Origin of the sequence: Streptomyces sp. HUAS MG91 (assembly GCF_040529335.1) — a bacterium.
In the GTDB taxonomy this organism is placed as follows: Bacteria; Actinomycetota; Actinomycetes; order Streptomycetales; family Streptomycetaceae; genus Streptomyces; species Streptomyces tabacisoli.
In genome coordinates this window covers 4,525,757-4,548,993 of record NZ_CP159534.1, presented here as the reverse complement: position 1 = coordinate 4,548,993, position 23,237 = coordinate 4,525,757, and the positions used below count along the sequence as shown (strand labels likewise).

Genomic DNA, 23,237 nt, shown 5'->3' with positions numbered 1-23,237 from the left:
CCCGCGCACAGCGGCACCCGCCGGACCGGAGGACGGCGACATCCTCGGGGCCTACCTCCAGGGGCAGGCGACCGAGTTCCTGCGCTCGCTGCGCCGGCACGGCGAGAGCGGCGCGGCGGGCGGCACCGCGGCCGACGCGGCCCGCACCCTGCGCCGCGCCGCCCGCCGGATCAGCGGCACCCTGCACACCTTCCGCCCGCTCCTCGACGCGGAGTGGTCGGACGAGCTGCGCCCCGAACTGGCGTGGCTGTCCGGCACGCTGGCGCAGGAGCACGCCTGCGCGGACCGGCTGCTCCGGCTGACCGACGCCCTGCACCGGCTGACGTCGGCCGCCTCCGGCACCACGGGCGGCGGCGCCCTGCCCCAGCAGGCGGCCACCGCCCCCGCCTCCGCCACCACCCTGGCCCTCGGCGCGGCCAAGGCGGCGGCCCTGCTCGACCGCCAGCTCACCCTCGCGAGAACGCGCGCCCACAGCGCCGCCCTGCAGTCCCTGGGCAGCCCCCGCTTCCACGCGGTCGCGGACCGGGTCGCCGTGCTGGCCAGCGAGGTGCCGCTGGCCGCCGGCGGTGTCGCGCTGCCCAAGCTGGCCGGGGAGGCCGAGTCCCGCCTCGCCGAGGCGGTGAACGCCCTGCACCACACGGGCGGCCGGCTCCCCACCCCGTACAACCCGGACGCGGACGCGCCCTGGCACCACGTACGGCTCCTGCTGCGCCTGCACCGCTACGCCCAGGAGGTACTGCCCGGCGCGGACCCGGCGCCCGTACGACTGACCGCGGCGGCGCACGCCCTGAACACGCACCGCGACGCCGCGGAGGCCGCGGCCGCGGCAGCGCACGCGGCGCGCACCCCGCGCATCGCCCCCGCGACGGCGTACGCCCTCGGCGTGCTCCACGCCGACCAGCGCCACCAGGTGGAGGCCGCAAGGAACGCGTTCGGAAAAGCGTGGCAGCGAGAGAGGGTGGGAACCCCATGACCGTGCCCCAGTGCCCCGACGACGACACCGACACCGTGCTGGCAGCGGGCTGCGTCCTGTGGCGCCGCGCCCTCCTCGACGACGGCCTGGAGATCTGCCTCGTCCACCGGCCGAAGTACGGGGACTGGTCGCACCCCAAGGGCAAGCTCAAGCGGGGCGAGGCCCCGCTGGCCGGCGCGCTGCGCGAGGTGCGCGAGGAGACCGGCCACGACTGCGCGCCGGGCGCCGCCCTGCCCACGATGCGCTACACGGTCAACGGCCGGCCCAAGAAGGTCAGCTACTGGGCGGCGGAGGCCACCTCGGGCGCCTTCCTGCCCAACCGCGAGGTCGACCGCATCCTCTGGCTCCCGCCCGTCGCGGCCCGCAACCGCCTCACCCAGCCCCGCGACCGCACCCTCGTCGACGCACTCCTCGACGCGCTGCACATGACGTGACGTCACGCGCCGTCACCCTTCCGTGACCTAACCACACCGCCTGCTTAGGTTCACCCTCCGTTCACTCACGGCCATCGGTCACTTCACCTGATCTGCTTAATTTCGGCCTTACGCGGTGCGGCCCCGGCAACGGGAAGCACCTCACCGCTCGACTGAAATTCCGCAGACTTTCGCACGCCGCCGCAGTGCCAGACACCCCGGCCGGCGGCTCCTGGAAGGAACATCCGAAGGTGAAGCTTCAGCGCAAGAACCGGCTCCGCGCCCTCTCCCTCGGCGCTCTCGCCGTCTCCGGCGCCCTGGCCCTCACGGCGTGCGGCTCGGACGACACGAACACCGGCGGCGGCAGCAGCGCCAGCTCGTCCTCCAACGCCAAGAACAACATCGAGTGCAAGGACGCCAAGGGCCAGCTCCTCGGCAACGGCTCGTCGGCGCAGGCGAACGCGATCGACGCGTGGCGCCAGACGTTCTCGCAGGCCTGCTCGGGCGTGCAGATCAACTACAAGCCCGAGGGTTCCGGCGCCGGTGTGACCGCCTTCAACCAGGGCCAGGTCGCCTTCGCCGGCTCCGACTCCGCGCTCAAGCCGGAAGAGGTCGCCGCCTCCAAGAAGGTCTGCTCCGGCGGCCAGGGCATCGACCTGCCGATGGTCGGCGGCCCGATCGCCGTCGCGTACAACCTGGACGGCGTCGACAACCTCGTCCTGGACGGCCCGACGCTCGCCAAGATCTTCGACTCGAAGATCACCAAGTGGAACGACGCGGCGATCAAGAAGCTGAACCCCGACGCGAAGCTCCCCGCCACCAAGATCCAGGCGTTCCACCGCTCGGACGAGTCCGGCACCACGGACAACTTCACCAAGTACCTCAAGGCCACGGCCGCGAGCGACTGGAAGTACGAGGGCGGCAAGGCCTGGCAGGCCAAGGGCGGCCAGTCCGCGCAGGGCTCCTCCGGCCTCGCCCAGCAGGTCAAGCAGACCTCCGGCTCGATCACCTACGTCGAGCTGTCCTACGCCAAGGACGGCCTGAAGACGGTCGACATCGACACCGGCGCCTCCGCCCCGGTCAAGGCCACCACGGAGAACGCCTCCAAGGCGATCGCCGACGCCAAGGTCGTGGGCACGGGCAAGGACCTCGCCCTGGAGCTGAACTACGCCACCAAGGCCGACGGCGCCTACCCGATCACCCTCGTCACCTACGAGATCGTCTGCGACAAGGGCAATAAGTCGGACACCCTCGCCGCCACCAAGTCCTTCCTGACCTACATGGCCAGCGAGGAGGGCCAGGGCGCCCTGTCGGACCTGGGCTACGCCCCGATCCCGGCCGAGATCAACGCGAAGGTCCGCGAGACCGTCGCCAGCATCAGCTGACCCACGTGCGGGCCGCCCTGCTCCCCTGAGCCGGGGCGGCCCGCACCGTCCGGTGCACCGCCGCCAGAAGCTCCGTAACTCCCCTGCCGGATACGGGACTTCGCAGACCGGAGATCCCATGGACATCACCACGCAACCACCGGCGCCACCAGCGCCCGCCGACCGCCCCACCACCGGCCAGGCCAAGCGCGCCGCCCGCGGCGCCACCCGCCCCGGAGACCGCGTCTTCCTCGGTCTCTCCCGCGGCGCGGGCATCCTGCTCCTGGTCGTCATGGCCGCGATCGCGGTCTTCCTGACCTACCGTGCCGCTCTCGTCCTCCCCGACAACAACGGCAACTTCCTCACCACCTTCGAGTGGAACGCGACGGCCGAGCCGCCCGTCTTCGGCATAGCCGTCCTCGCCTTCGGCACGATCGTCACCTCGATCGTCGCCATGCTGATCGCGGTCCCGGTCGCCGTCGGCATCGCGCTCTTCCTGACGCACTACGCGCCGAAGCGGCTGAGCGGCGCCATCGCCTACGTGATCGACCTGCTGGCCGCCGTGCCCTCGATCGTCTACGGCCTGTGGGGCGCCCTCTTCCTGGTGCCGCACATGGAGGGCCTGTTCGGCTGGCTCGACGACTACTTCGGCTGGACCGGCATCTTCGCCTGGGAGGGCGGCGCGCCGCGCACCTTGCTCACCGTCGGCATCCTGCTGGCGATCATGATCCTGCCGATCATCACGAACGTCTCCCGCGAGGTCTTCAAGCAGGCCCCCCTGATGCACCAGGAGGCGGCCCTCGCGCTCGGCGCCACCCGCTGGGAGGTCATCCGCATGTCGGTGATCCCCTTCGGCCGCTCCGGCGTGATCTCGGCCTCGATGCTCGGCCTCGGCCGCGCGCTCGGCGAGACGATGGCCGTCGCCACGGTCCTCTCCCCCGACTTCCTGATCCACGCCAGCCTGCTCGACCCGGGCGGCGGCACCTTCGCGCAGAACATCGCCGCGAAGTTCGCCGAGGCCAACGACCAGGGCCGCGACGCCCTCATCGCCTCCGGCCTCGTCCTCTTCGTCATCACGCTGATCGTGAACGGCGCGGCCCGCATGATCATCGCCCGCCGCAAGGAGTACTCGGGGGCCAACGCATGAGCACCACCACCCCTCTTGTGAAGCGCCCCGGCTCGCTCAGCGCCGCCCGCCTGCCCAAGTGGTTCCCCTGGGTCGCCGCCGTCGGCTCGATCGCCGTCGGCTGCGCGATCGGACTCGGCGCCGGACTCTCCAGCCACGTCCAGTGGGGCCTGCTCGCCGCCCTGGTCTTCGTCCTCGGCACCTACGCCATCGCCACGAAGGTCGAGGGCCGGCGCCAGGCCAAGGACCGGGTCGCGACCAGCATCGTCTGGGTCTCCTTCATCCTGGCCGTGATCCCGCTCGCCTCGCTCGTCTACGAGACGGTCAAGCGCGGCGTGAAGGTGCTCGACCCGTACTTCCTGACCCACTCGATGGGCTTCGTCACCAGCTACCAGCCCGGCGGCGGCATCTACCACGCCATCCTCGGCACCCTGGAGCAGGTCGGCCTCGCCACCCTGATCTCGGTCCCGATCGGCCTGCTGACGGCGATCTACCTGGTCGAGTACGGCCGCGGCAAGCTGGCGAAGGCCGTCACGTTCTTCGTGGACGTCATGACGGGCATCCCCTCCATCGTGGCGGGCCTGTTCATCCTGTCCTTCTGGATCCTCATCCTCGGCTTCGGCTACTCCGGCTTCGCCGGCTCGATGGCCCTGTCCATCCTGATGATCCCGGTCGTGGTCCGCTCCACCGAAGAGATGCTCAAGCTGGTCCCGAACGAGCTGCGCGAGGCCTCCCTCGCCCTCGGCGTGCCGAAGTGGCGCACGATCCTCAAGGTCGTCCTGCCGACGTCGATCGGCGGCATCACCACCGGCGTCATGCTGGCCGTCGCCCGTATCGCGGGCGAGACCGCCCCGGTCCTCCTCCTGGTGTTCGGCAACCCGCTGATCAACTCGAACCCCTTCGACGGACCGCAGGCGTCCCTGCCGCTCTACATCTACGACCAGTACGCCAAGAGCGGCGGCAGCCAGGCCGCGTACGACCGTGCCTGGGCCGCGGCCCTGGTGCTGATCGCCTTCATCATGATCCTCAACCTCGTGGCCCGCGGCATCGCCCGCTGGAAGGCCCCGAAGACGGGCCGCTGACGCGGCTGTATTCAGCGACTCGAATCTCTCGGAAGCGAAGTAATCCCATGGCCAAGCGAATCGACGTAAGCGGTCTGACCGCCTACTACGGATCCCACAAGGCGATCGAAGACATCTCCATGACCGTCGAGCCCCGCTCTGTGACGGCCTTCATCGGCCCCTCCGGCTGCGGCAAGTCGACGTTCCTGCGCACCCTCAACCGGATGCACGAGGTCACCCCCGGCGGCCGCGTCGAGGGCAAGGTCCTGCTGGACGACGAGGACCTGTACGCCTCCGCGGTCGACCCGGTCGCCGTGCGCCGTACGGTCGGCATGGTCTTCCAGCGCCCCAACCCCTTCCCCACCATGTCGATCTTCGACAACGTGGCGGCGGGCCTGAAGCTCAACGGCACGTACAAGAAGTCGGAGCTCTCCGACGTCGTCGAGAAGTCGCTGAAGGGCGCCAACCTCTGGAACGAGGTCAAGGACCGCCTGAACAAGCCCGGCTCCGGCCTCTCCGGCGGCCAGCAGCAGCGCCTGTGCATCGCCCGCGCCATCGCGGTCGAGCCGCAGGTCCTGCTCATGGACGAGCCCTGCTCGGCCCTCGACCCGATCTCCACCCTCGCCATCGAGGACCTGATCGGCGAGCTGAAGGAGCGCTTCACGATCGTCATCGTGACGCACAACATGCAGCAGGCGGCCCGCGTCTCGGACCGCACCGCGTTCTTCAACCTCGCGGCGGTCGGCCAGCCCGGCAAGCTCATAGAGATCGACGAGACGGAACGCATCTTCTCCAACCCCTCCGTCCAGGCCACCGAGGACTACATCTCGGGCCGCTTCGGCTAAACCCCCACCCCGATCCCCTCGTGGCGCTGCATGGCGGTGCCGCCACGAGGACAGAGAGAAGGCCCGCCCCCACCAGGGGGCGGGCCTTCGATCTTGACGCGGGGCAGAAGCGCCCCACCAGGGGCGCGGGGAACTGCGCGCTCAGCCACTGAAAAGCCGCGGTCGCGTCTGCTCGGTGCATGAGCAGACGCGACCGCGGCTTTTCAGTGGGCCGGGCCCGGCCGGGACCTAACCGAAGGCCAGCCAGACAATCCCGTAGGACGCGGCAGCGACCAGGGCTGCGGCCGGCATCGTGATGAACCACCCGATGACGATGTTCTTGGCGACACCCCACCGCACGGCGTTCACCCGCTTCGTCGCCCCGACACCCATGATCGCCGAGGTGATGACGTGGGTCGTCGAGATCGGCGCGTGGAACAGGAACGCCGAGCCGAACATGATCGAGGCGCCGGTCGTCTCGGCGGCGAACCCCTGCGGCGGGTCCAGCTCGATGATCTTGCGGCCGAGCGTCCGCATGATGCGCCAGCCGCCCGCGTACGTGCCGAGCGACAGCATCACGGCACAGACGATCTTGACCCAGACCGGAATCGGGTCCTCGAACGTCTCGTGGCCGCCGATGACCAGCGCCATGACCACGATGCCCATGGTCTTCTGCGCGTCCTGGAGGCCGTGGCCGAGCGCCATGCCGGCCGCCGAGACGGTCTGCGCGATCCGGAAGCCGCGCTTGGCCTTGTGCGGGTTGGAGCGCCGGAAGAGCCACATGATGGCCGTCATCACCAGGTAACCGACGACGAGACCGATCACCGGCGACGTGAACATCGGGATGACGATCTTCTCCCACACCCCGGACCAGTAGACGGTGGTCCCGCCCGCGAGGGCGGCACCCACCATTCCACCGAACAGGGCGTGCGAGGACGACGAGGGAAGCCCGAAGTACCAGGTGATGAGGTTCCACACGATGGCGCCGGCGAGGGCGGCGAACAGAATGCCCATGCCCTTGTCGCCCTCGGGGGTCGCGATGATCCCCTCACTCACCGTCTTGGCGACACCGCTGCCGAGGAAGGCACCGGCGAGGTTCATGACCGCGGCCATGGCGAGCGCCGCACGGGGCGTCAGGGCACGAGTGGATACGGAAGTGGCGATGGCGTTCGCGGAGTCGTGAAAGCCGTTCGTGTACGTGAATCCGAGCGCGACGCCGATCGTCACGATCAGGGAGAAGGTGTCCATGAGCCGGCCTCAGGACTCCTTCACGGCGATGGTCTCCACCGTGTTGGCGACATGCTCGAACGCGTCGGCGGCTTCCTCCAGCACATCCACGATCTGCTTCAGCTTCAGCACCTCGATGGCGTCGTACTTGCCGTTGAAGAGCGTGGCCAGAAGCTTGCGGTGGATCTGGTCGGCCTGGTTCTCCAGACGGTTGACCTCGATCCAGTACTCGGTGAGGTTGTCCATCGTCCGCAGATTGGGCATGGCCTCGGCGGTCAGCTCGGCCGCCCGGGCCAGGACCTCGATCTGCTGCTCGACGCCCTTGGGCAGCTCCTCGACCTGGTAGAGGACGACGAGGTCGACGGCCTCCTCCATGAAGTCCATGATGTCGTCGAGGGACGACGCGAGGTTGTAGATGTCCTCGCGGTCGAAGGGCGTGATGAACGAGGAGTTCAGCTGATGGAAGATCGCGTGGGTGGCGTCGTCACCGGCGTGTTCGGCTGCCCGCATCCGCTCCGCGATCTCGGCCCGGGCGGAGGAGTCCGCTCCGAGCAGTTCCATCAGGAGCTTCGAGCCCGTGACGATGTTGTCCGCGGATGCGGCGAACATGTCGTAGAAGCTCGTCTCCCTGGGGGTCAGACGAAAGCGCACTGGGGGTCCTCGGGGTGCTCTGGATTGGGTCAGGCTGATGCTAGGCGCATCATCCGGCCACGGCTAACCGGCGTTCCCCCAGTGTCGCCCATCAGGCACAGTGATCAGCACGGGGTGCGGCAAATCGGTTACCCTATACCCACCGGGGGTATACGAGCATGACAACGGGAGGTCGGACACGATGACCACGGACGCCACCGAAGCAGAGCCCACGGCCGAGATCGTGACCGACCACGACCGCGGCATCCACGGCTACCACCACCAGAAGGCCGAGCACCTCAAGCGCCTGCGCCGGATCGAGGGCCAGATCCGCGGGCTCCAGCGCATGGTGGACGAGGACGTCTACTGCATCGACATACTCACCCAGGTCTCGGCCTCCACGAAGGCCCTGCAGTCGTTCGCGCTGCAACTCCTGGAGGAGCACCTGCGCCACTGTGTGGCGGACGCCGCACTCAAGGGCGGCGAGGAGATCGACGCCAAGGTCGAGGAGGCCACGAAGGCGATCGCGCGGCTGCTGCGCACCTGAGCGCGCGGGGCGGGCGACGGCCCATGGGGGGCCGTCACCCGCGTCAGTGCAGGTCGTTCGGGCTTTCGGGCAACGCCTCTGCGACCCGCAGCACCTCGTCGATCCGGTCCGCGCTGAGCCGTCCCTCGGAGACGGCGGAGGCCGCGATGATCAGCTCTCCACAGAGCTCGATCTCGGCGAGGGCGACGTAGTCCTGAACAGCCGTACCGCCCAGCGGAGCCACGCACATCACCCCTTCCGCGGTTGCCGACTCATGGAGTCGGCTTCCTAGAGTAGGCAGCCGTTCACGCCCGGCGCATGGCACGGAAGAACCATTTCCGCTCCCCCGGAGGAACCCCGCGCGCACTGGATCACCGCGACTACGGCTCGGCGACCTTCCCCGCGTAGATGTCCTTCTTGTCGGGAAGCGCGACCTTCGCCGGCTTCCCGAACCCGTAGAGCAGCGTCGTCGAGGCGACGTCCACATCCTTCTTCGGCTGCCCGGCCGCCTGCTGCTCGGCGAAGCTGAAGCGGTGCGTGATCTTCCGGATCAGTCCCTCGTCGTCCAGGTACACGTCGAAGGGCACCGGCGAACTGCCGAACCCTTTCACCGCCGCGGCCAGCGCCTTCCGGTTCCCCGCGGACGCGGCCCTCGCGGCGGCGGCGAGATCGATGCGCCCCTTGTAGTGCCGGGTCGGCACCCCGGCGACCTCGCTCTCCCCGGCGTACGTCACCTCCCGCGCGCCGCGCAGCAGTTCGGCGGCGGTGAGCGGATCGGTGGCGCCGCCGGTGACGAGGTTCCCGTCGTTCAGGGAGGCGGTGTCGAGCCGCACCCACTTGTCGGCGGGCACGCCCGCGCCCCGGTTCTTCATGTAGAGGGCGCCGGGCGCGAGGAGCTCGGTGATGGGCCGGTGCTCCTGGGCGCCGGCCGCGTCCTGCGGGAGCCGCACCTGGAGCTGCCCGAGCCCGGCCCGGTAGTCGTAGACGCCCTCGCCCCGGATGGTGACCCGGGTGCCGCCGCTGGCCATCTGCATCGACGTACGCGCCTGGGAACTGCCCTCGCGGATCAGCCGGTCGGGGGCGTCCCGCACGGCCCTGGCCGGGTCGCTCTCGCGCTCTCCGGCGCTGGCGCCGCCACCGCATCCGGCCGCACCGGCCACGACGCCCGCCAGCGCGACGGCCACCGCCGCTCTGCGCGCCGACCGCGGCGGCCCCATCGGGCTCGCCGAGCCTGCCGAACGCCCGTCCTGCTGCACCACCATCGCTTGCCTACCCCCAAGCCTGTCTGTGCGTCGTGCGGCCCCTCTGTCGTTCCGGTTAACGACGAGTAGGGTCGCCCGTCACGCGAACGGGGGGTTTACAGGAGGGTTCACACAAGCCCGCTACCGTGGCGCCGTGGACGGGCGACAGCAGGACCAGCAGCAGACGCACCACGCCACGACGGTCGTGGAACAGGGCAGATTCTGTCTCGCCCGCTGTACCTGCGGCTGGCGCGGACCGGCCAGAAGGGCGCGCAGCAGAGCCCGTACGGACGCGGAGGAACACGTCGACGCCGCCTGACGGGCCCCGAGGGGGTACAGGGAACCCACGGCTCCCGGTTCACGTCTCGTACCCCGGGGGCTACGGGAGGCGGAACGGACATGGGCACGGGCATGGAACGGCGTACGTTCATGGCGGCATCGGCGGCGGCACTCACGGCGACAGCGGCCTCGGCCTGCACCGCGTCGTCCGGCGCGGCCCCGGCGGCATCCACCTCGGCATCGGCGTCGAACTCCTCCTCCCTCCGCTCGACGAGCGCTTCCACCAGCGCCTCGGCCCGCGCGACGGCCGCGGCGAACCTGGACGCGCTCGCCAAGGACCTCGACGGCTCCCTGGTCCGCCCCGGCCAGGCGCAGTGGGCGGCGGCCCGCCAGCTGTACAACACCCGCTTCGACGACCTGAGACCGACGGCGGTCGCCTATGTCGCGGGCCGCGACGACCTGCGGACGACGCTGGCGTACGCCCGCGCGCACCGGGTCCCGGTGGCGATACGCAACGGCGGCCACTCGTACGCGGGCTGGTCCTCGGGCAACGGCCGGCTGATCCTCGACGTGTCCCGCATGAAGTCGGTCCGCGCCTCGGGCGGCGAGGCGGTCGTCGGCGCCGGCGCGAAGCTCATCGACGTCTACCGGGCGCTGGCGGCCAAGGGCGTCACGATCCCGGCGGGCTCCTGCCCCACGGTCGGCGTCTCGGGCCTGGCGCTCGGCGGCGGCCACGGCGTCGTCTCCCGGGCCTACGGCCTGACCTGCGACAGCCTCACCGGCGCCACCCTGATCACGGCGGACGGCAAGGAGCTGACCGCCGACGCCCGCACCAACAAAGACCTGTTCTGGGCGCTGCGCGGCGCGGGCAACGGCCAGTTCGGGGTCGTCACCGAGCTCCGCTTCAAGACCCATCCGGCCCCGCAGGGCGTCTCCGCGTACATGTCCTGGCCCTGGTCGAAGGCGGCCACGGTCCTCAAGGCGTGGCAGAAGTGGGGCCCCGCCCAGCCGGACGAGATCTGGTCGTCGCTGCACGTGGCGAACGCGGCGGGCGGCACCCCCACCGTCTCCGTCTCCGCGTTCTCGCTGGGCACGTACACCGAGCTGCAGAACGCGGTGGACCGCCTCGCCGACGGCTCCGGCGGCCCCGGCCCGGCCTCCTCGGTCTCCCTCAAGCGCCACTCCTACGAGGAGGCCATGGAGATCTACGCGGGCTGCTCCGGCTTCTCCTCCGACGCCCAGTGCCATCTGCCGGGCGCCACCCCGGGCCGCTCGGCGCGGGGCGCGCTCCAGCGCGAGACGTACGCGGCCCACTCGGACTTCTTCGACCGGAACCTGTCGGACGCGGGCGTGCGCACGCTCCTGCGCCAGCTGTCGGCGGTCTCGTCGGGCGCGGGCTCGGTCGCCCTCACGGCGCTCGGCGGCGCGGTCAACCGGGTGGACCCGACGGCGACGGCGTTCGTCCACCGCCGCTCGCGGATGCTCGCGCAGTACATCGTGAGCTGGCGCGCGGGCACGTCCGGCGCGTCGGCCCGCGACTGGCTGAAAAGAGCACACGACGCGATGCGCCCGTACGCGTCCGGCGCGGCGTACCAGAACTACACGGACCCGACGCTGACCGACTGGAAGAAGGCCTACTACGGGGACGCGGCGCCCCGCCTGACGAAGCTGAAGAAGCAGTACGACCCCGAGGGCTTCTTCACGTTCCCGCAGTCGCTGTAGGGCGCGGGGAACCGCACGCGACGCGACGGCCCCTCAAGCGGCGAGATCCCGCTCCTCGGCCCCCCCGGAGGCCCCCCGGGCCTCAGGAATCTCCACGGCGGCCGGCACCGCGCTCGGCGCCCAGACCAGCCACGAAACCCGCCGGGTCCGCCCGACGGCCCGCGCGAGCGGCGTGATCAGCGCCGAGGCCAGCGGCGAGAGCAGCAGCGCGACGGCCGTACCGAGCGCGAACCCGCCGACGACGTCGGTCGGGTAGTGCACGCCCATGAAGACCCGGCAGAACCCTTCGAGAACGGCGAGCCCGATCGCGGCGAACCCGAGCCTGCGGTGGGCGACGAAGAGGGCCGCGCCCATGGCCATGGCCAGCGTGGCGTGGTCGCTGACGAACGAGAAGTCGTTCTTGCCGTCCACCAGGACGGTGAGCCCGTCGTGGTCTCTGAACGGCCGCGGCCGCTCGACGAACCCCCGGATCGGCACATTGACCAGAACCGCGACGGCGGCGGCCAGCGGCGCCCACACGACGGCGGCGACCGAGGACGCGGCGTCATCGAGGGTCTCGCGCTTGCGCGCGCCCCACCAGGTCCAGAGCGCGACGAGGACGAGGCCGAGCAGAATCCCGTACTCGCCGACGAACTCCATCGTGCGGTCGAACCAGCCGGGCGCGTCCGCGGCCAGTCCGTTGATGTCGTAGAGCAGCGTGACGTCAGGGTTCGACCCGGAAGTCTCGAGTGCTGCGAGTGCCTCGAGTCCAGCCATAGCTCAGCGGCCCCTTCATCATCTGCGTGCTACCCGTGTCGGCCACCCCCGTGGACTTCAATCGGTTCAGAAAAAGGAACGCACAGCCTCACTCACTCCGTTCCACATTCCACCGAATGATCACGCAGACGTTATCGAAGAGAGACACGAACCCGCAGCTCAGAGCCTGGGGTTAACGGAGAGTTCCGGCCACGTCACACTTCCGGCGACGCACTGGGCACCGCTTTCGCGCCATCCTCCGTTACCCGGGTCGCCCCGAAGTAATCAGGCGTGTCGACGGGATCGAACCGGATCACGGCGCCCGGCCGCGGCGCGTCGATCATGTATCCGCCGCCGACGTAGATCCCGACGTGCCGGATGGCCCGGCTGTTGGTGAGGTCGTCGGAGAAGAAGACCAGGTCACCGGGGAGCAGCTCGTCCCGCTTGGGGTGCGGGCCGGCGTTGTACTGGTCGTTGGCGACACGCGGCAGCTCGATCCCCACACTGGCGTACGAGGCCAGGGTCAGCCCCGAACAGTCGAACCGCCCGCCCTGGTCCGCCGTCCCGTTCCCGCCCCACAGGTACTCCGTGCCGAGCTTCTTCTGCGCGTAGGTGATGGCGGCCGCGGCCTGCTGCGAGGGCTGCACCCGCCCGACGGGCCGGGCGAAGCTCTGCTCCAGGGTCGTGATGGTCTTCACGTAGTTCTGGGTCTCGCGGTAGGGCGGCACGCCCTTGTACTTGATGACGGCGTAGGCGCCGGCGTTGTACGAGGCGAGCATGTTCTTCGTCTGGTCGCCGGGCACGTCCTTCACGTACGAGGCCAGCGCGCAGTCGTAGGAGGCGGCGGACGGGATGGCGTCGTTCGGGTCCCAGATGTCCTTGTCCCCGTCGCCGTCCCCGTCGACCCCGTGGGAGGCCCAGGTGCCCTCGATGAACTGGGCGATGCCGTACGCCTTCGCCGGCGACTTGGCGTTCGGGTTGAATCCGCTCTCCTGGTAGAGCTGGGCCGCGAGCAGCGCCGGATTGATGGATGGGCAGAGATTGCCCCACTTCTGGACCAGCGACTGGTAGGCGGCCGGCACGGCGCCCTTGGCGAGCCCGACGGCGCCCTGCCCCACCCCGTTCGTGAGGTTTCCGGCCACCATGTACGTCCCCACGACGAGCAGGGTCACGAACCCGGTCCCTCCGGCGACCCCCGCGCCCGCGACGATCCACGCCTTACGCACCGTCAACCGCCCTTCGCCGCACGGGAGTCCACCGAGGCCACAGTGTAGGCGGGGAAGCCTCCCCCGCACCGGCCCGCCCGAACCGCTGGTGCGTCACGCCCCGCCCCCGACCGGCCCGCGGGCTCATTGCTCCACGTAATCACACGTGATACATAGAGTGACCGTACGTTTCTTCGTATACGGATCCGTCCCACCGGCCTCCCGTACACCAAAGAAACGCGAAAAACACAGAAACTCGGCCAACGAATGGCGCCAAGTCGGCAGGCATGTGCGCGGTTCTGAGGAACAATGGGCGTGACCTCTGCGCTGCGGCGGAGGCGACAGAACTACCCACTTGGGGCGGTGAGTTACACATGCTGCTGGCAGCCGAAAAAGGCGACATCACGACCATCATCGGCGGGATCGCCCCGGACTGGGGCCCGTTCGGGACCCTGGGCAACGAGGCACGCGTGATGGTCGAGGTGGTGATGGCCGTGGCCATCCTCCTGTGCCTCGGGATCGCGATCTGGGGCGCCGCCAAGCAACGGATCGGGGCGACGGCGCTGCGCGACACCTTCAGCGCGGAGCAGGGCAAGGGCCTGATCATCGCGGGGCTGACCGGGGTCTTCATCATCGGGTCGCTCGGCACCCTTTTCACGATCGTGTACGGCATGGCCGTCTAGCCCGGCTCACGCACCATCAGTTTCGGGCCGGCCGTGTTCGGTTACCTCTTCTTCACCCCTGTCCCACTTGTCCCGTCGTGCCCACCGACTGAGGTTGCGTCCCCCTGATGCCGAGTCACCACAGCCCGCCCGCGCGGGAACCAGCACAGCTACCGTCGTACGTGGCGTTGGCGTATGCGGCGGTTCAGCACAAGGTTGAGGGGGCGTGCCCGGAATGAGTCTCGACGGCCGGCAAGGCGACGACGACCTCTACGGCGGCACCGGCCAGACCCGGACGCGGCTCCCGGAGGGGCCCGACGGGTACGGGGGCGGGCGCAGACCGGGCCGTTCGTCGTCCCGGTCGCTGGTCACCGTGGTGGGTGTCGTGGTGCTGCTCATCGCGGCCATCGCGTTCGCGAACCGGGGCGGTGACGACCACCCGTCCTCCGGCTCCAAGGGCAGTTCCGCCTCCGGCGCGGACTCCTCCCCCACGTCCCCGACCGGCACGAAGCCGGTGAGCTCGGGCTTCGCCCATGACGAGCAGGGGGCGCAGTCGGCTGCCGCCAATTATGCGGTGCAGCTCGGCTCCGCCGACATGTTCGACAAGGCCAAGCGGGACCGCATCGTCGACACCGTCTACACCTCGTCAGCCGCCAACGCCCGCCGCGCCGATCTCGACAAGGTCTACTCCAGCGAGCGCTTCCTGACCGGCATCGGCCTCAACAAGGACGGGTCGGCACCCACCGGCACGACGTTCGTCTCGCGCATCATCCCCGTGGGCACCAAGACCACCGCCTATCAGGACACGACGGCGACCGTCTCGATCTGGTACTCGTCCCTGTTCGGCCTGGCAGGTGAGAGCACCACGAACCCGGTCTCCGAAAGCTGGTATACCAACAGCTACAAGCTGCACTGGGTGAACGGCGACTGGAAGGTCGAGGACTTCACGCAGAAGGACGGCCCCGTCCCCGTGGGCCGTGACCAGCGGGCCTCCACGGCCGACGACATGGCCAAGGCCGTGGAGGAGTACGGAGGGTTCACCTATGCCCGCTAGCAGCCGCCGCACCCTCACGCTCGCCGGAGTGGTCACCACCGTCCAGGCCGGGGCAATCCTGCTGGCGACGCATGCCGTCGCCGCACCGGACCCCGGAAACGACCCCTGCGACCTCATCCGGGGCCCAGCCAAGAACTACTGCGAACGGGACGGCAGCGGGTCCGGTTCGTCCGGTGGTCCCGGCAGCAACCCCCTGGACAGCACCACCAACCCCCTGGACCCCCTCTCCAGCCTCGCCAAGGGCTGCGCCGACGCCGCCGCCTGGACCGTCGACAAGCTGAGCGAAGCCGTGCAGAAGACGGCACAGGTGGACTTCACCAACGAGAAGTTCCTCCAGCAGTACGCCGTCGTGTTCGCCGCCTCGACCATCCTGACCCTCGTCCTGTGGCTGATGGCCGTGGCCAAGCGCGCCGTGCGTGGCGTCCCCCTCAGCACCGCGCTGTCCGAGGCCGTCGGCTTCCTCTGGCTGACGGTGCTGGCCTCCGCGTTCACCCCGCTGATCCTCTACACGGTCGTCTCCGCGACGGACGGCGTGACCGACGTCCTGGCGAAGGCGACGGGCAATCAGACGGACGCGTTCTTCGGCACGTTCTCCGAAGCCCTGAAACAGGGCGACAACATCGGCGGCGGCCCGATCATGCTGATCGTCGTGTCGCTGGTGTCCATCGTCGCGGCGGGCGTGCTCTACCTGGAGCTGTACCTGCGCGCGGTCCTGCTCTACGTGGGCGCGCTGCTCGGCGTCGTCGTGTACTCGGGCCTCGTCGACAAGAACCTGTGGGGCCATGTCCGCCGCTGGGTCGGGATCATGGTCGCCGTCATCCTGGTGAAACCGGTCATCGTGATCGTGCTGGGACTGGCCGGAGCGCTGTCCACCAGCGCCGGCGGCCCCGACTCGCTCGCCGCGGTGGTCTCCGGCCTCGCCATCATCCTGCTCGCCATCTTCGCCAGCGGCATGATCTACCGCTTCGTCCCCGGCTTCGGCGACGAGATGGCCAACGTCCGCAAGAACCGGATCATGCAGGGCGCGGAGGGCAAGGCGGCCGCCGCGTTCACCTCGCCCGCCGCACTCGTCTCCCAGGGCATCAAGACCCACAGCGCCCGTCAGGACGGCGGCGGCGGGGGCGGCGCCGGCCAGGCCCGTCCCGCCAACCCCGTGTCCGGCGGGGTGGCCGCGCACAGCACGCGGCAGGGCGCGGCAGGGGGCGGCGGCGGAACTGTCCCCTCCGCCGCACCCCCGCCGCGCACCAGTCCCACGAACACCCCGCACGCCGGCAACCGCGGGAGCAGCACCGGCTCGACCGGCTCCACCAGTAACAACGGCAATCGGCAAGGAGGTGCAGGGCGTTGACGACCCAGTCCCACGTGTCCCCTCCGGTCACGCCCCGCCGTACATATCTGATCGGCCGCGCGCGGCCGAACGCGATCGTCGGCAGGAACCGCGAGTCGGGAGAGCTCTTCCTGATCATCGCGGGTGCCTTCCTCGGCATGATGTGCGGACTGCTCGTCCCCGTTCTGTCCCTGCGCATCGTGCTGCTCATGGGCTTCCCGCTGCTCGCCCTGGCGGCGGTCTACGTCCCGTACCGGCACCGCACCTTCTACAAGTGGTTCGAGATCAACCGCAGCTACAAGCGGCAGCTGAAGCGCGGCTCCGCCTACCGCTCGGGCGTCACCGAAGCCGGTGTCCGGCTCGACGGGCGCGAGGTCGAGATCGGCCCGCCGCCCGGCATCGGCCGGCTGACCTGGCTCGCGGCGCCGTTCGGCCCCGACGAGATCGCCGTCCTGCTGCACGCGGACCGGCGCACGGTGACCGCCGCGATCGAGATCGAGGGCCCGGGCGTCGGCCTGCGCGACTCCGAGGACCAGGAAGCCCTCGTCGACCGCTTCGGCACCCTGCTCAAGCACGTGGCGAACGGCGACGGGTTCGTCACCCGCCTCCAGATGCTCGCCCGGACCCTGCCCGCCGACCCCGACGCGCACGCCAAGGACGTCGCCGTCCGCGGCGACGAGCGTGCGCTCGGCTGGCTCCAGGAGTCGTACGACCAGCTGCAGTCCATGGTGTCGACCAGCAGCGAGCAGCACCGCGCGTATCTGGTGGCCTGCATGCACTACACGCGCGAGCTGGCCGCCGAGGCCAACGCGATGGCGCGCGCCTCCCGCCCCAAGGCCGGCCGGAAGGTCGACCGCGACGCGGGACTCGCCGTCGTCATGGCGCGCGAGCTGACCGACATCTGCTCGCGGCTCCAGGAAGCCGACATCCGCGTACGGCAGCCGCTGGGCCAGGGCCGGCTCGCCTCGCTCGTGCACTCCATGTACGACCCGGACCACCCCATCGACCACATCCAGGCGATGACCAAGCGCAACGCGTGGCCCGCCGAGCTGGACGCGATGGAGCCCACCTACCTCCAGGCGAAGACGCGCGAGTCGTCGACGCGGGCGCCGTGGTGCCACGCCACGGCCTGGGTGAAGGAGTGGCCGATGACGCCGGTCGGCGTCAACTTCCTGGCCCCGCTCCTCGTCCACACGCCCGACGTCATCCGCACGGTCGCCGTCACCATGGACCTCGAACCCACCGAGGTCGCCATCGAGCGCATGCTGACCGAGAAGACGAACGACGACGCGGAGGCGTCCCGCGCCGCCAAGATGAACCGGACGGTCGACCCGCGCGACATCGCCGCCCACGGCCGCCTCGACCAGCGCGGCGAGGACCTGGCGAGCGGCGCGGCGGGCGTGAACCTCGTCGGCTACATCACCGTCTCCTCCCGCAACCCCGACGCCCTCGCCCGCGACAAGCGCACCATCCGCGCCTCGGCCGGAAAGTCCTATCTGAAGCTGGAGTGGTGCGACCGTGAGCACCACCGGGCGTTCGTGAACACCTTGCCGTTCGCCACCGGCATCCGACGGTAGAGAGGGAGAGCGCGCTGATGCGGGATCCGTTGTCGATGCTCACGGACGCCTTCACCTCCTTCCTGTTCGGGAAGGTGGAGACGACCCGGTTGCCCGTGCGGACGTCGACGGGGCAGGCCCAGGCGGTCTATCTGCCGACGGCCGCGCCCGGACTCGGCGACTCGGGCGTGATCATCGGGCGTGAGGTGTACTCAGGCAAGGGGTACATCTACGACCCGTTCCAGCTGTACGGACAGCAGCTCCCGGCCCCGCACTGGCTGGTCCTGGGCGAGTCCGGGAACGGCAAGTCGGCGCTGGAGAAGACCTACGTCCTGCGGCAGCTGAGGTTCCGCGACCGCCAGGTCGTCGTCCTCGACGCGCAGGGCGAGGACGGCGTCGGCGAATGGAACCTCATCGCGCAGGAGCTGGGGATAACTCCCATCCGGCTCGACCCGACGGCCGCCCTCGACATGGGCATCCGCCTCAACCCGCTCGACCCCGCGATCACGACGACGGGCCAGCTCGCGCTGCTCCGCACGATCATCGAGGTCGCGATGGGCCACGGCCTGGACGAGCGCTCCGGCTTCGCCCTGAAGGTCGCGCACGCCTACGTCAACGAGACGATCGTCGAGCGCCAGCCCGTCCTGACCGACATCGTCGAGCAGCTGCGCCACCCGGAACCCGAGTCGGCGGAGGCGATGAACGTCGCCATAGACGACGTACGCGCCTGGGGCCTGGACGTCGCGCTGGTCCTGGACCGACTGGTCGACGGTGACCTGCGCGGCATGTTCGACGGCCCGACGACGGTCGGCATCGACCTCGACGCGCCGCTCATCGTCTTCGACCTGTCCCACATCGACCGCAACTCGATCGCGATGCCGATCCTGATGGCGATCGTCGGCGTCTGGCTGGAACACACCTGGATCCGCCCCGACCGCAAGAAGCGCATCTTCCTGGTTGAAGAGGCCTGGCACATCATCAACAGCCCGTTCGTGGCGCAGCTGTTCCAGCGCCTGCTGAAGTTCGGCCGACGGCTCGGCCTGTCCTTCGTGGCGGTCGTCCACCACCTGTCGGACGTGGTCGACGGCGCTGCGGCGAAGGAGGCGGCGGCGATCCTGAAGATGGCCTCCACGAGAACGATCTACGCGCAGAAGGCGGACGAGGCCCGCTCGACGGGCAGAGTCCTCGGCCTGCCGCGCTGGGCGGTGGAGATCATCCCCACCCTCACCCCCGGCATCGCGGTCTGGGACGTCAACGGCAATGTCCAGGTGGTCAAACACCTGGTCACCGAGACCGAGCGCCCCCTGGTCTTCACCGACCGCGCCATGACCGAGTCCTCCGACGAGTTCCTGGGCGACGACGACGCCATGCGCGCCGCCGAGCTGGAGGCGGAGGAGCGGGCGGCGGCCTTCGTGGAACAGCGCCTCGGCGACACCTCCGAGTCCACGGTGGCGTGACGATGGCGCGCGACGACAGAGAGCGGAACCGGGGGGACCGGGGCGTCCCCGACGGCCTGTTGATCGGCGTACTGGCGTTCCTGCTGGGCATGACGATCCTGGTGTGGACGGCGACGGGCCTGTCGGGCCGCTTCGCGAAGGGCGCTTGGCCGGACGAGGTGACGTTCGCCCACACCCCGCTGGCGATGCGCCACTTGATCGGCCGGCCGCACGACATCACGGGCGCCTGGCCGAACACCCCCGACGACCAGCTGTCGGGCTACGGCCTGTTCTGGGGCCTGTTCATCGGCCAGGTGATGATCCTCCTGGTCCTGACGGTCTTCACGGCGGGCACCCTGGCACGATGGCGAGCGGTCCGCCGCCAGGGGCGCGAAGACGCCCTGTACGAGAAGCCCCGTAAGGGGCGCGGGGAACTGCGCGAGAACCCCGACGAACGCGCACCCGAGAAGACCCTTGAGCCCACCCCCCTGGAAGCACCGAGGGCGAAGCCCTCAAGGACGGGACGGGACGGGGAGGAGGGGACGACCCCCAAAACCTCAGCCACCCCCGAACCAGCACCCGTACCGACACCCGCACCGACACCCACCCCAGTCCCACCCCCACCGACGGCCCCGGAAACCCCCCTGGCGGCAACCCCCCTCCCCCTCCCGCGCACACCCCTCCACCTGGGCCCCCCGTCCCACCGCCACCCCCTGGCCATCGAAGCCGTACGAGAGGCAGCGGGCCCGGCCCTGGTCATCACCTCGGCCCCCACGGTCTGGCAGGAGACGAAGGACGCCCGCGCCAAACTCGGCCCGGTCCTCCTCTACGACCCCACCCACCTGTGCGACACCCCGGCCCGCCTGCACTGGAACCCGTCGGCGGGCTGCGAGAACCGCTCGACGGCAGCGGACCGCGCCATCGCCCTGCTCGCCCCGATAAGACCGACGGCCAGACTCGACTCGGCCCTGGCCGAAACGGCCGACACCCTGCTGCGCAGCTACCTGCACGCGGCGGCCGTCGAGGGCAAACCGTTCCGCCACGTCCACCGCTGGGCCCAGGGCAGCCAGGTCCAGGAGGCCGTACGCATCCTGCGGACCAACCCGAAGGCCACCTCGGGCACGGCCGGCGAGCTGGAGGCGGCGCTCACCGCGCACCCGGAACGCCGTGACATGGCGCAGGAGTTGACGGCCCGTGCGCTGTCCTCGCTCTTCACCGTGCACATCCGCGACGCCTGCACCCCGAACCGAACTGATGCGCTGACCCTGGATTCCTTCATCGCCGAAGGGGGCACGCTCTATGTGGTGGGTGAACCCATCGAGGACCCGAAGGGAAATCCCGGTGCGATGCCCCTTCTGACGGCCCTCGCCTCAAGCGTGGTCGAGCACGGCCGCCGCATGGCCGAACGGTCACCTGCCGGCCGGCTCGACCCACCAATGACGCTCGTCCTGGACGACGTCGCGGCAGTGGCTCCGCTTCCCCAACTGCCGGAGCTGCTGGCCACCGGAGCGGACCGGGGCCTGGAGACCCTGGCCCTGCTCCGGTCCCGTGAACAGGGCCGCACCCGCTGGCCGGACGCCGAACTCCCGCTGCCCCTGCCCTAATCGCCCTCGGTGACGTCACCGGCGACGGCGAAGAGCCGCAGGAAGACCCGCACCCCGCTCTCGACCCGTTCATCGACCTCGGCGCTGCTCATCGGCACGGCCCCGAAGAACGTGTCCACGGTGACGGACCCGGCGATCAGCAGGGTGAAGTACCGAGCGGCTTCGGCGGAGTTGCCCTCGTCCACGGTCAGCAGCCCGTCCCCGCCCAGCCGCACGAACGCGTCCCGCACCGCCTCGCGCACGGCCAGCGGCCCGGTCCTCTGCCACTCCTCGACGACGTCGCCGGGCAGATGCGTGCCCTCGGCGATGACCTGCCGGACGAGCAGCCCGTGGTCGGCGTGCTCACCGCGCCGCCCCATCCACTCCCGCGCGAGGGCGCGCAGGTCCGCCTCGATGTCCGTGACCTTGTTCAAGTGCCGTTCGATGAGGGCGACATGGGCGGCGGTGACGGCCGCGGCGCTGTCCAGCAGCGTCTCGCGGAAGAGGTTCTCCTTGCCGCCGAAGTGGTTGTAGAGGGTGCGCGTGGAGACTCCGGCCTCGGCGGCGATCTCGTCGATACCCGCCCGCGAGTAGCCCTCGCGCCCGAACACGGTACGGGCGCCGCGCAGCAGCGCCCGCCGCTTCTCGAGCGTGCCCCTGCGCACTCCAGCCGCCTGTTCCGCCATGCTCCGCTCCTCCGCTCACCTCCACCCTAGGCCGTATCCGGCCTAGGCCGACCGTCCTAAGTACAACGACCGTTGCAGTTACTACAACCACGGTTGTACTTTACGGTCATGGCAACCGAACCCCGATCCCGGGCGGTCCGCACATCCGGCGCCGGCCGCCCCGTCCCGACCCTCCTCGTCGTCCTCCTCGGCATGCTCACCCTCCCGATGGCGATGTCCGGCACGACGGTGGCGCTCCCGCGCATCGGCACCGCCCTGGACGCGTCCGGCGCGGCGCTGCAATGGGTCGTCGTCGGCTACTTCCTCGCCGCGTCCGCGTGCATGCTCGTCGCCGGCTCGCTCGGCGACCTGTACGGCCGCCGCCGGATCCTCACGGCGGGCGCCGCGCTCTACACGGCGGGCACCCTGGCCTCGGCCACCGCCCAGCACATCCTGCTCCTGGACGCGGCCCGGATCCTGTCCGGCATCGGCGCGGCCGGGGTGATGGCGAGCGGCGGTTCGCTCCTCGCGGCGACCTTCACGGGCCCGGCCCGCACCCGTGTCTTCGCCTCACTGGGCACCACGGCGGGCCTCGGCCTCGCCCTCGGCCCGACCTTCTCGGGCTGGCTGGTGGACGCCCTCGGCTGGCGCGCCACGTTCCTGTCGTACGCGGCCGTGGGCGCCGTCATCCTCACCGGCACCCGCCTGCTGGGCGAGTCCCGCGCCGAGGCGCGGCCACGGGTCGACCGGGCGGGCGCGGCCACGTTCATCGCGGGCTTCGCCCTGGCCCTGTTCGCCGTCACCCAGGGCTCGAAGGCGGGCTGGAACTCACCGTGGACGCTGCTCCCCGCGGCGGCCGCCGCGGCCCTGCTGATCACTTTCGTACGGGTCGAACAGGGGCTGGCCCGCTCCGGCCGCGGCCGCCCGATCCTGGATCCGCGGCTGGCCCGGAACCCGGCCTTCGCCGGCTGGGCCGTCGGCTCCTTCGCGCTCGGCGCGGGCACCACGGGCGTGCTGACCTTCCTGCCGACGTACCTCCAGGGTGTGAACGGCACCTCGGCCGGCGCCGCCGGCCTGACCCTGCTCCTGATGACGGTCCCGGTCCTGGTGCTGCCCCCGCTCGGCGCCCGTCTGGTCAACCGCGGCGTCCCGGCCCGCCGGCTCCTTGTGCTGTCCCTGCTGCTGATCGCGGCGGGCAACGCCTGGCTGACCACGCTCCACCCCGGCATCCCCGTGCCCGCGCTGGCCGGCCCACTGCTGACGATCGGCGCCGGTCAGGGCCTGTCCATCGGCATCATCGACGCCCAGGCCATGTCGCTGGTGCCCCCGTCCGAGGTCGGCATGGCCTCCGGCTTCCTCAACACGGTCCGCGGCGCGACCGGCGCCCTGACCCTGACGATCTTCGGCGCCCTCCTCCTCACCACAGAACTCACCAGTGCCTGGCACACAGCGCTCTGGTCGGTAACGGCACTCATGACAGCCCTGACCCTGACCACCCACCTCCTGCTCCCCCGCCCTTCCACCGCTGTGGGCAGGCGTTCCGCACGGCGGAACGGGTGGGCACAGCCCTCGGCCCAGAGCACCACTGAAGCAACCCCCACGACAACCCCGTGAGAACCCGACCCCAG

Annotated in this window: 23 protein-coding genes; 16 read left to right on the top strand and 7 right to left on the bottom strand. The window is 70.4% G+C overall.

Features of this window, described 5'->3' with window-relative positions; all coding sequences use genetic code 11:
- The first annotated feature begins 40 nt into the window (after nucleotides 1-40).
- The 6 genes from ABII15_RS20670 to pstB all read left to right on the top strand — a co-directional run bounded on the left by ABII15_RS20670 (nucleotide 41) and on the right by pstB (nucleotide 5,782).
- Nucleotides 41-973, top strand: coding sequence for a CHAD domain-containing protein (locus ABII15_RS20670; RefSeq protein WP_353947130.1), 933 nt, complete (start codon nucleotides 41-43; stop codon nucleotides 971-973).
- On the top strand, nucleotides 970-1,407 hold the full coding sequence (locus ABII15_RS20665) for an NUDIX hydrolase (protein ID WP_353943800.1): 438 nt from the start codon (nucleotides 970-972) through the stop codon (nucleotides 1,405-1,407). Before ABII15_RS20670 ends, ABII15_RS20665 begins: the two co-directional genes overlap by 4 nt.
- Before the next feature lie 230 nt (nucleotides 1,408-1,637).
- Nucleotides 1,638-2,771, top strand: coding sequence for a phosphate ABC transporter substrate-binding protein PstS (gene pstS, locus ABII15_RS20660; protein ID WP_353943799.1), 1,134 nt, complete (start codon nucleotides 1,638-1,640; stop codon nucleotides 2,769-2,771).
- A 118-nt stretch (nucleotides 2,772-2,889) separates the two neighbouring features.
- Complete coding sequence (gene pstC / locus ABII15_RS20655; RefSeq protein WP_353943798.1) at nucleotides 2,890-3,897, top strand: phosphate ABC transporter permease subunit PstC; 1,008 nt, start codon at nucleotides 2,890-2,892, stop codon at nucleotides 3,895-3,897.
- Nucleotides 3,894-4,958 carry a phosphate ABC transporter permease PstA gene (gene pstA / locus ABII15_RS20650; protein ID WP_353943797.1) on the top strand — a complete coding sequence of 355 codons (1,065 nt, stop codon included), beginning with the start codon at nucleotides 3,894-3,896 and terminating at the stop codon, nucleotides 4,956-4,958. The genes pstC and pstA overlap by 4 nt, the downstream gene beginning before the upstream one ends.
- Before the next feature lie 47 nt (nucleotides 4,959-5,005).
- Nucleotides 5,006-5,782, top strand: coding sequence for a phosphate ABC transporter ATP-binding protein PstB (pstB, locus tag ABII15_RS20645; protein ID WP_353943796.1), 777 nt, complete (start codon nucleotides 5,006-5,008; stop codon nucleotides 5,780-5,782).
- A 228-nt stretch (nucleotides 5,783-6,010) separates the two neighbouring features.
- On the opposite strand, the gene ABII15_RS20640 is transcribed toward pstB, so the two are convergent.
- Both ABII15_RS20640 and ABII15_RS20635 read right to left on the bottom strand, forming a co-directional pair.
- Nucleotides 6,011-7,009: an inorganic phosphate transporter gene (locus ABII15_RS20640; protein WP_018527889.1), complete on the bottom strand. Its 999-nt coding sequence runs from the start codon at nucleotides 7,007-7,009 to the stop codon at nucleotides 6,011-6,013.
- 9 nt (nucleotides 7,010-7,018) lie between these two features.
- Nucleotides 7,019-7,639, bottom strand: a complete 621-nt coding sequence (locus ABII15_RS20635) for a DUF47 family protein (protein ID WP_111665497.1) — start codon at nucleotides 7,637-7,639, stop codon at nucleotides 7,019-7,021.
- A 181-nt stretch (nucleotides 7,640-7,820) separates the two neighbouring features.
- Here ABII15_RS20635 and ABII15_RS20630 point away from each other — a divergent pair, with 181 nt between their 5' ends.
- Nucleotides 7,821-8,165 (top strand): metal-sensitive transcriptional regulator, encoded by a 345-nt coding sequence (locus ABII15_RS20630; protein ID WP_353943795.1) that lies wholly within the window; start codon nucleotides 7,821-7,823, stop codon nucleotides 8,163-8,165.
- Between the two features lie 43 nt (nucleotides 8,166-8,208).
- On the opposite strand, the gene ABII15_RS20625 is transcribed toward ABII15_RS20630, so the two are convergent.
- Together ABII15_RS20625 and ABII15_RS20620 are read right to left on the bottom strand one after the other, a co-directional pair.
- Nucleotides 8,209-8,394 carry a hypothetical protein gene (locus ABII15_RS20625; RefSeq protein WP_353943794.1) on the bottom strand — a complete coding sequence of 62 codons (186 nt, stop codon included), beginning with the start codon at nucleotides 8,392-8,394 and terminating at the stop codon, nucleotides 8,209-8,211.
- Between the two features lie 130 nt (nucleotides 8,395-8,524).
- Nucleotides 8,525-9,361, bottom strand: a complete 837-nt coding sequence (locus ABII15_RS20620) for a hypothetical protein (RefSeq protein WP_353947129.1) — start codon at nucleotides 9,359-9,361, stop codon at nucleotides 8,525-8,527.
- A gap of 178 nt (nucleotides 9,362-9,539) precedes the next feature.
- On the opposite strand from ABII15_RS20620, the gene ABII15_RS20615 reads away from it, so the two are divergent.
- Both ABII15_RS20615 and ABII15_RS20610 read left to right on the top strand, forming a co-directional pair.
- Entirely contained in the window at nucleotides 9,540-9,704 is a 165-nt protein-coding gene (locus ABII15_RS20615; RefSeq protein WP_353943793.1) for a hypothetical protein, read from the top strand.
- 92 nt (nucleotides 9,705-9,796) lie between these two features.
- On the top strand, nucleotides 9,797-11,386 hold the full coding sequence (locus tag ABII15_RS20610; protein ID WP_353947128.1) for an FAD-binding oxidoreductase: 1,590 nt from the start codon (nucleotides 9,797-9,799) through the stop codon (nucleotides 11,384-11,386).
- A gap of 33 nt (nucleotides 11,387-11,419) precedes the next feature.
- Here the strand turns inward: ABII15_RS20610 and ABII15_RS20605 are convergent, their stop codons facing one another.
- Nucleotides 11,420-12,142, bottom strand: coding sequence for a phosphatase PAP2 family protein (locus tag ABII15_RS20605; RefSeq protein ID WP_353943792.1), 723 nt, complete (start codon nucleotides 12,140-12,142; stop codon nucleotides 11,420-11,422).
- A 194-nt stretch (nucleotides 12,143-12,336) separates the two neighbouring features.
- Entirely contained in the window at nucleotides 12,337-13,347 is a 1,011-nt protein-coding gene (locus ABII15_RS20600; RefSeq protein ID WP_353943791.1) for a bifunctional lytic transglycosylase/C40 family peptidase, read from the bottom strand.
- A gap of 353 nt (nucleotides 13,348-13,700) precedes the next feature.
- On the opposite strand from ABII15_RS20600, the gene ABII15_RS20595 reads away from it, so the two are divergent.
- The 6 genes from ABII15_RS20595 (at nucleotide 13,701) to ABII15_RS20570 (ending at nucleotide 20,965) form a co-directional block, all read left to right on the top strand.
- On the top strand, nucleotides 13,701-14,009 hold the full coding sequence (locus tag ABII15_RS20595; protein ID WP_351455226.1) for a hypothetical protein: 309 nt from the start codon (nucleotides 13,701-13,703) through the stop codon (nucleotides 14,007-14,009).
- A gap of 214 nt (nucleotides 14,010-14,223) precedes the next feature.
- On the top strand, nucleotides 14,224-15,042 hold the full coding sequence (locus ABII15_RS20590) for a hypothetical protein (RefSeq protein WP_353947127.1): 819 nt from the start codon (nucleotides 14,224-14,226) through the stop codon (nucleotides 15,040-15,042).
- Entirely contained in the window at nucleotides 15,032-16,390 is a 1,359-nt protein-coding gene (locus ABII15_RS20585) for a hypothetical protein (RefSeq protein WP_353943790.1), read from the top strand. The genes ABII15_RS20590 and ABII15_RS20585 overlap by 11 nt, the downstream gene beginning before the upstream one ends.
- Nucleotides 16,387-17,946, top strand: coding sequence for an SCO6880 family protein (locus ABII15_RS20580; protein WP_353943789.1), 1,560 nt, complete (start codon nucleotides 16,387-16,389; stop codon nucleotides 17,944-17,946). Before ABII15_RS20585 ends, ABII15_RS20580 begins: the two co-directional genes overlap by 4 nt.
- A gap of 17 nt (nucleotides 17,947-17,963) precedes the next feature.
- Nucleotides 17,964-19,382: an ATP-binding protein gene (locus ABII15_RS20575; protein WP_353943788.1), complete on the top strand. Its 1,419-nt coding sequence runs from the start codon at nucleotides 17,964-17,966 to the stop codon at nucleotides 19,380-19,382.
- Nucleotides 19,383-19,384: 2 nt separating this feature from the next.
- On the top strand, nucleotides 19,385-20,965 hold the full coding sequence (locus ABII15_RS20570; protein WP_353943787.1) for a type IV secretory system conjugative DNA transfer family protein: 1,581 nt from the start codon (nucleotides 19,385-19,387) through the stop codon (nucleotides 20,963-20,965).
- On the opposite strand, the gene ABII15_RS20565 is transcribed toward ABII15_RS20570, so the two are convergent.
- Complete coding sequence (locus tag ABII15_RS20565) at nucleotides 20,962-21,630, bottom strand: TetR/AcrR family transcriptional regulator (protein ID WP_353943786.1); 669 nt, start codon at nucleotides 21,628-21,630, stop codon at nucleotides 20,962-20,964. The two genes, ABII15_RS20570 and ABII15_RS20565, sit on opposite strands and share 4 nt — an antisense overlap.
- 108 nt (nucleotides 21,631-21,738) lie before the next feature.
- Here ABII15_RS20565 and ABII15_RS20560 point away from each other — a divergent pair, with 108 nt between their 5' ends.
- Nucleotides 21,739-23,223 (top strand): MFS transporter, encoded by a 1,485-nt coding sequence (locus ABII15_RS20560; RefSeq protein WP_353943785.1) that lies wholly within the window; start codon nucleotides 21,739-21,741, stop codon nucleotides 23,221-23,223.
- The last annotated feature ends 14 nt before the right edge of the window (nucleotides 23,224-23,237 follow it).

What these genes read in the sequence shown, in the direction of transcription:
- ABII15_RS20665 (WP_353943800.1), top strand. Translation starts at nt 970, where the DNA reads ATGACCGTGCCCCAGTGCCCCGACGACGACACCGACACCGTGCTGGCA.
- pstC (WP_353943798.1), top strand. Translation starts at nt 2,890, where the DNA reads ATGGACATCACCACGCAACCACCGGCGCCACCAGCGCCCGCCGACCGC.
- pstA (WP_353943797.1), top strand. Translation starts at nt 3,894, where the DNA reads ATGAGCACCACCACCCCTCTTGTGAAGCGCCCCGGCTCGCTCAGCGCC.
- pstB (WP_353943796.1), top strand. Translation starts at nt 5,006, where the DNA reads ATGGCCAAGCGAATCGACGTAAGCGGTCTGACCGCCTACTACGGATCC.
- ABII15_RS20640 (WP_018527889.1), bottom strand. Translation starts at nt 7,009, where the DNA reads ATGGACACCTTCTCCCTGATCGTGACGATCGGCGTCGCGCTCGGATTC.
- ABII15_RS20630 (WP_353943795.1), top strand. Translation starts at nt 7,821, where the DNA reads ATGACCACGGACGCCACCGAAGCAGAGCCCACGGCCGAGATCGTGACC.
- ABII15_RS20625 (WP_353943794.1), bottom strand. Translation starts at nt 8,394, where the DNA reads ATGTGCGTGGCTCCGCTGGGCGGTACGGCTGTTCAGGACTACGTCGCC.
- ABII15_RS20620 (WP_353947129.1), bottom strand. Translation starts at nt 9,361, where the DNA reads ATGGGGCCGCCGCGGTCGGCGCGCAGAGCGGCGGTGGCCGTCGCGCTG.
- ABII15_RS20610 (WP_353947128.1), top strand. Translation starts at nt 9,797, where the DNA reads ATGGAACGGCGTACGTTCATGGCGGCATCGGCGGCGGCACTCACGGCG.
- ABII15_RS20605 (WP_353943792.1), bottom strand. Translation starts at nt 12,142, where the DNA reads ATGGCTGGACTCGAGGCACTCGCAGCACTCGAGACTTCCGGGTCGAAC.
- ABII15_RS20595 (WP_351455226.1), top strand. Translation starts at nt 13,701, where the DNA reads ATGCTGCTGGCAGCCGAAAAAGGCGACATCACGACCATCATCGGCGGG.
- ABII15_RS20590 (WP_353947127.1), top strand. Translation starts at nt 14,224, where the DNA reads ATGAGTCTCGACGGCCGGCAAGGCGACGACGACCTCTACGGCGGCACC.
- ABII15_RS20585 (WP_353943790.1), top strand. Translation starts at nt 15,032, where the DNA reads ATGCCCGCTAGCAGCCGCCGCACCCTCACGCTCGCCGGAGTGGTCACC.
- ABII15_RS20575 (WP_353943788.1), top strand. Translation starts at nt 17,964, where the DNA reads ATGCGGGATCCGTTGTCGATGCTCACGGACGCCTTCACCTCCTTCCTG.
- ABII15_RS20570 (WP_353943787.1), top strand. Translation starts at nt 19,385, where the DNA reads ATGGCGCGCGACGACAGAGAGCGGAACCGGGGGGACCGGGGCGTCCCC.
- ABII15_RS20565 (WP_353943786.1), bottom strand. Translation starts at nt 21,630, where the DNA reads ATGGCGGAACAGGCGGCTGGAGTGCGCAGGGGCACGCTCGAGAAGCGG.
- ABII15_RS20560 (WP_353943785.1), top strand. Translation starts at nt 21,739, where the DNA reads ATGGCAACCGAACCCCGATCCCGGGCGGTCCGCACATCCGGCGCCGGC.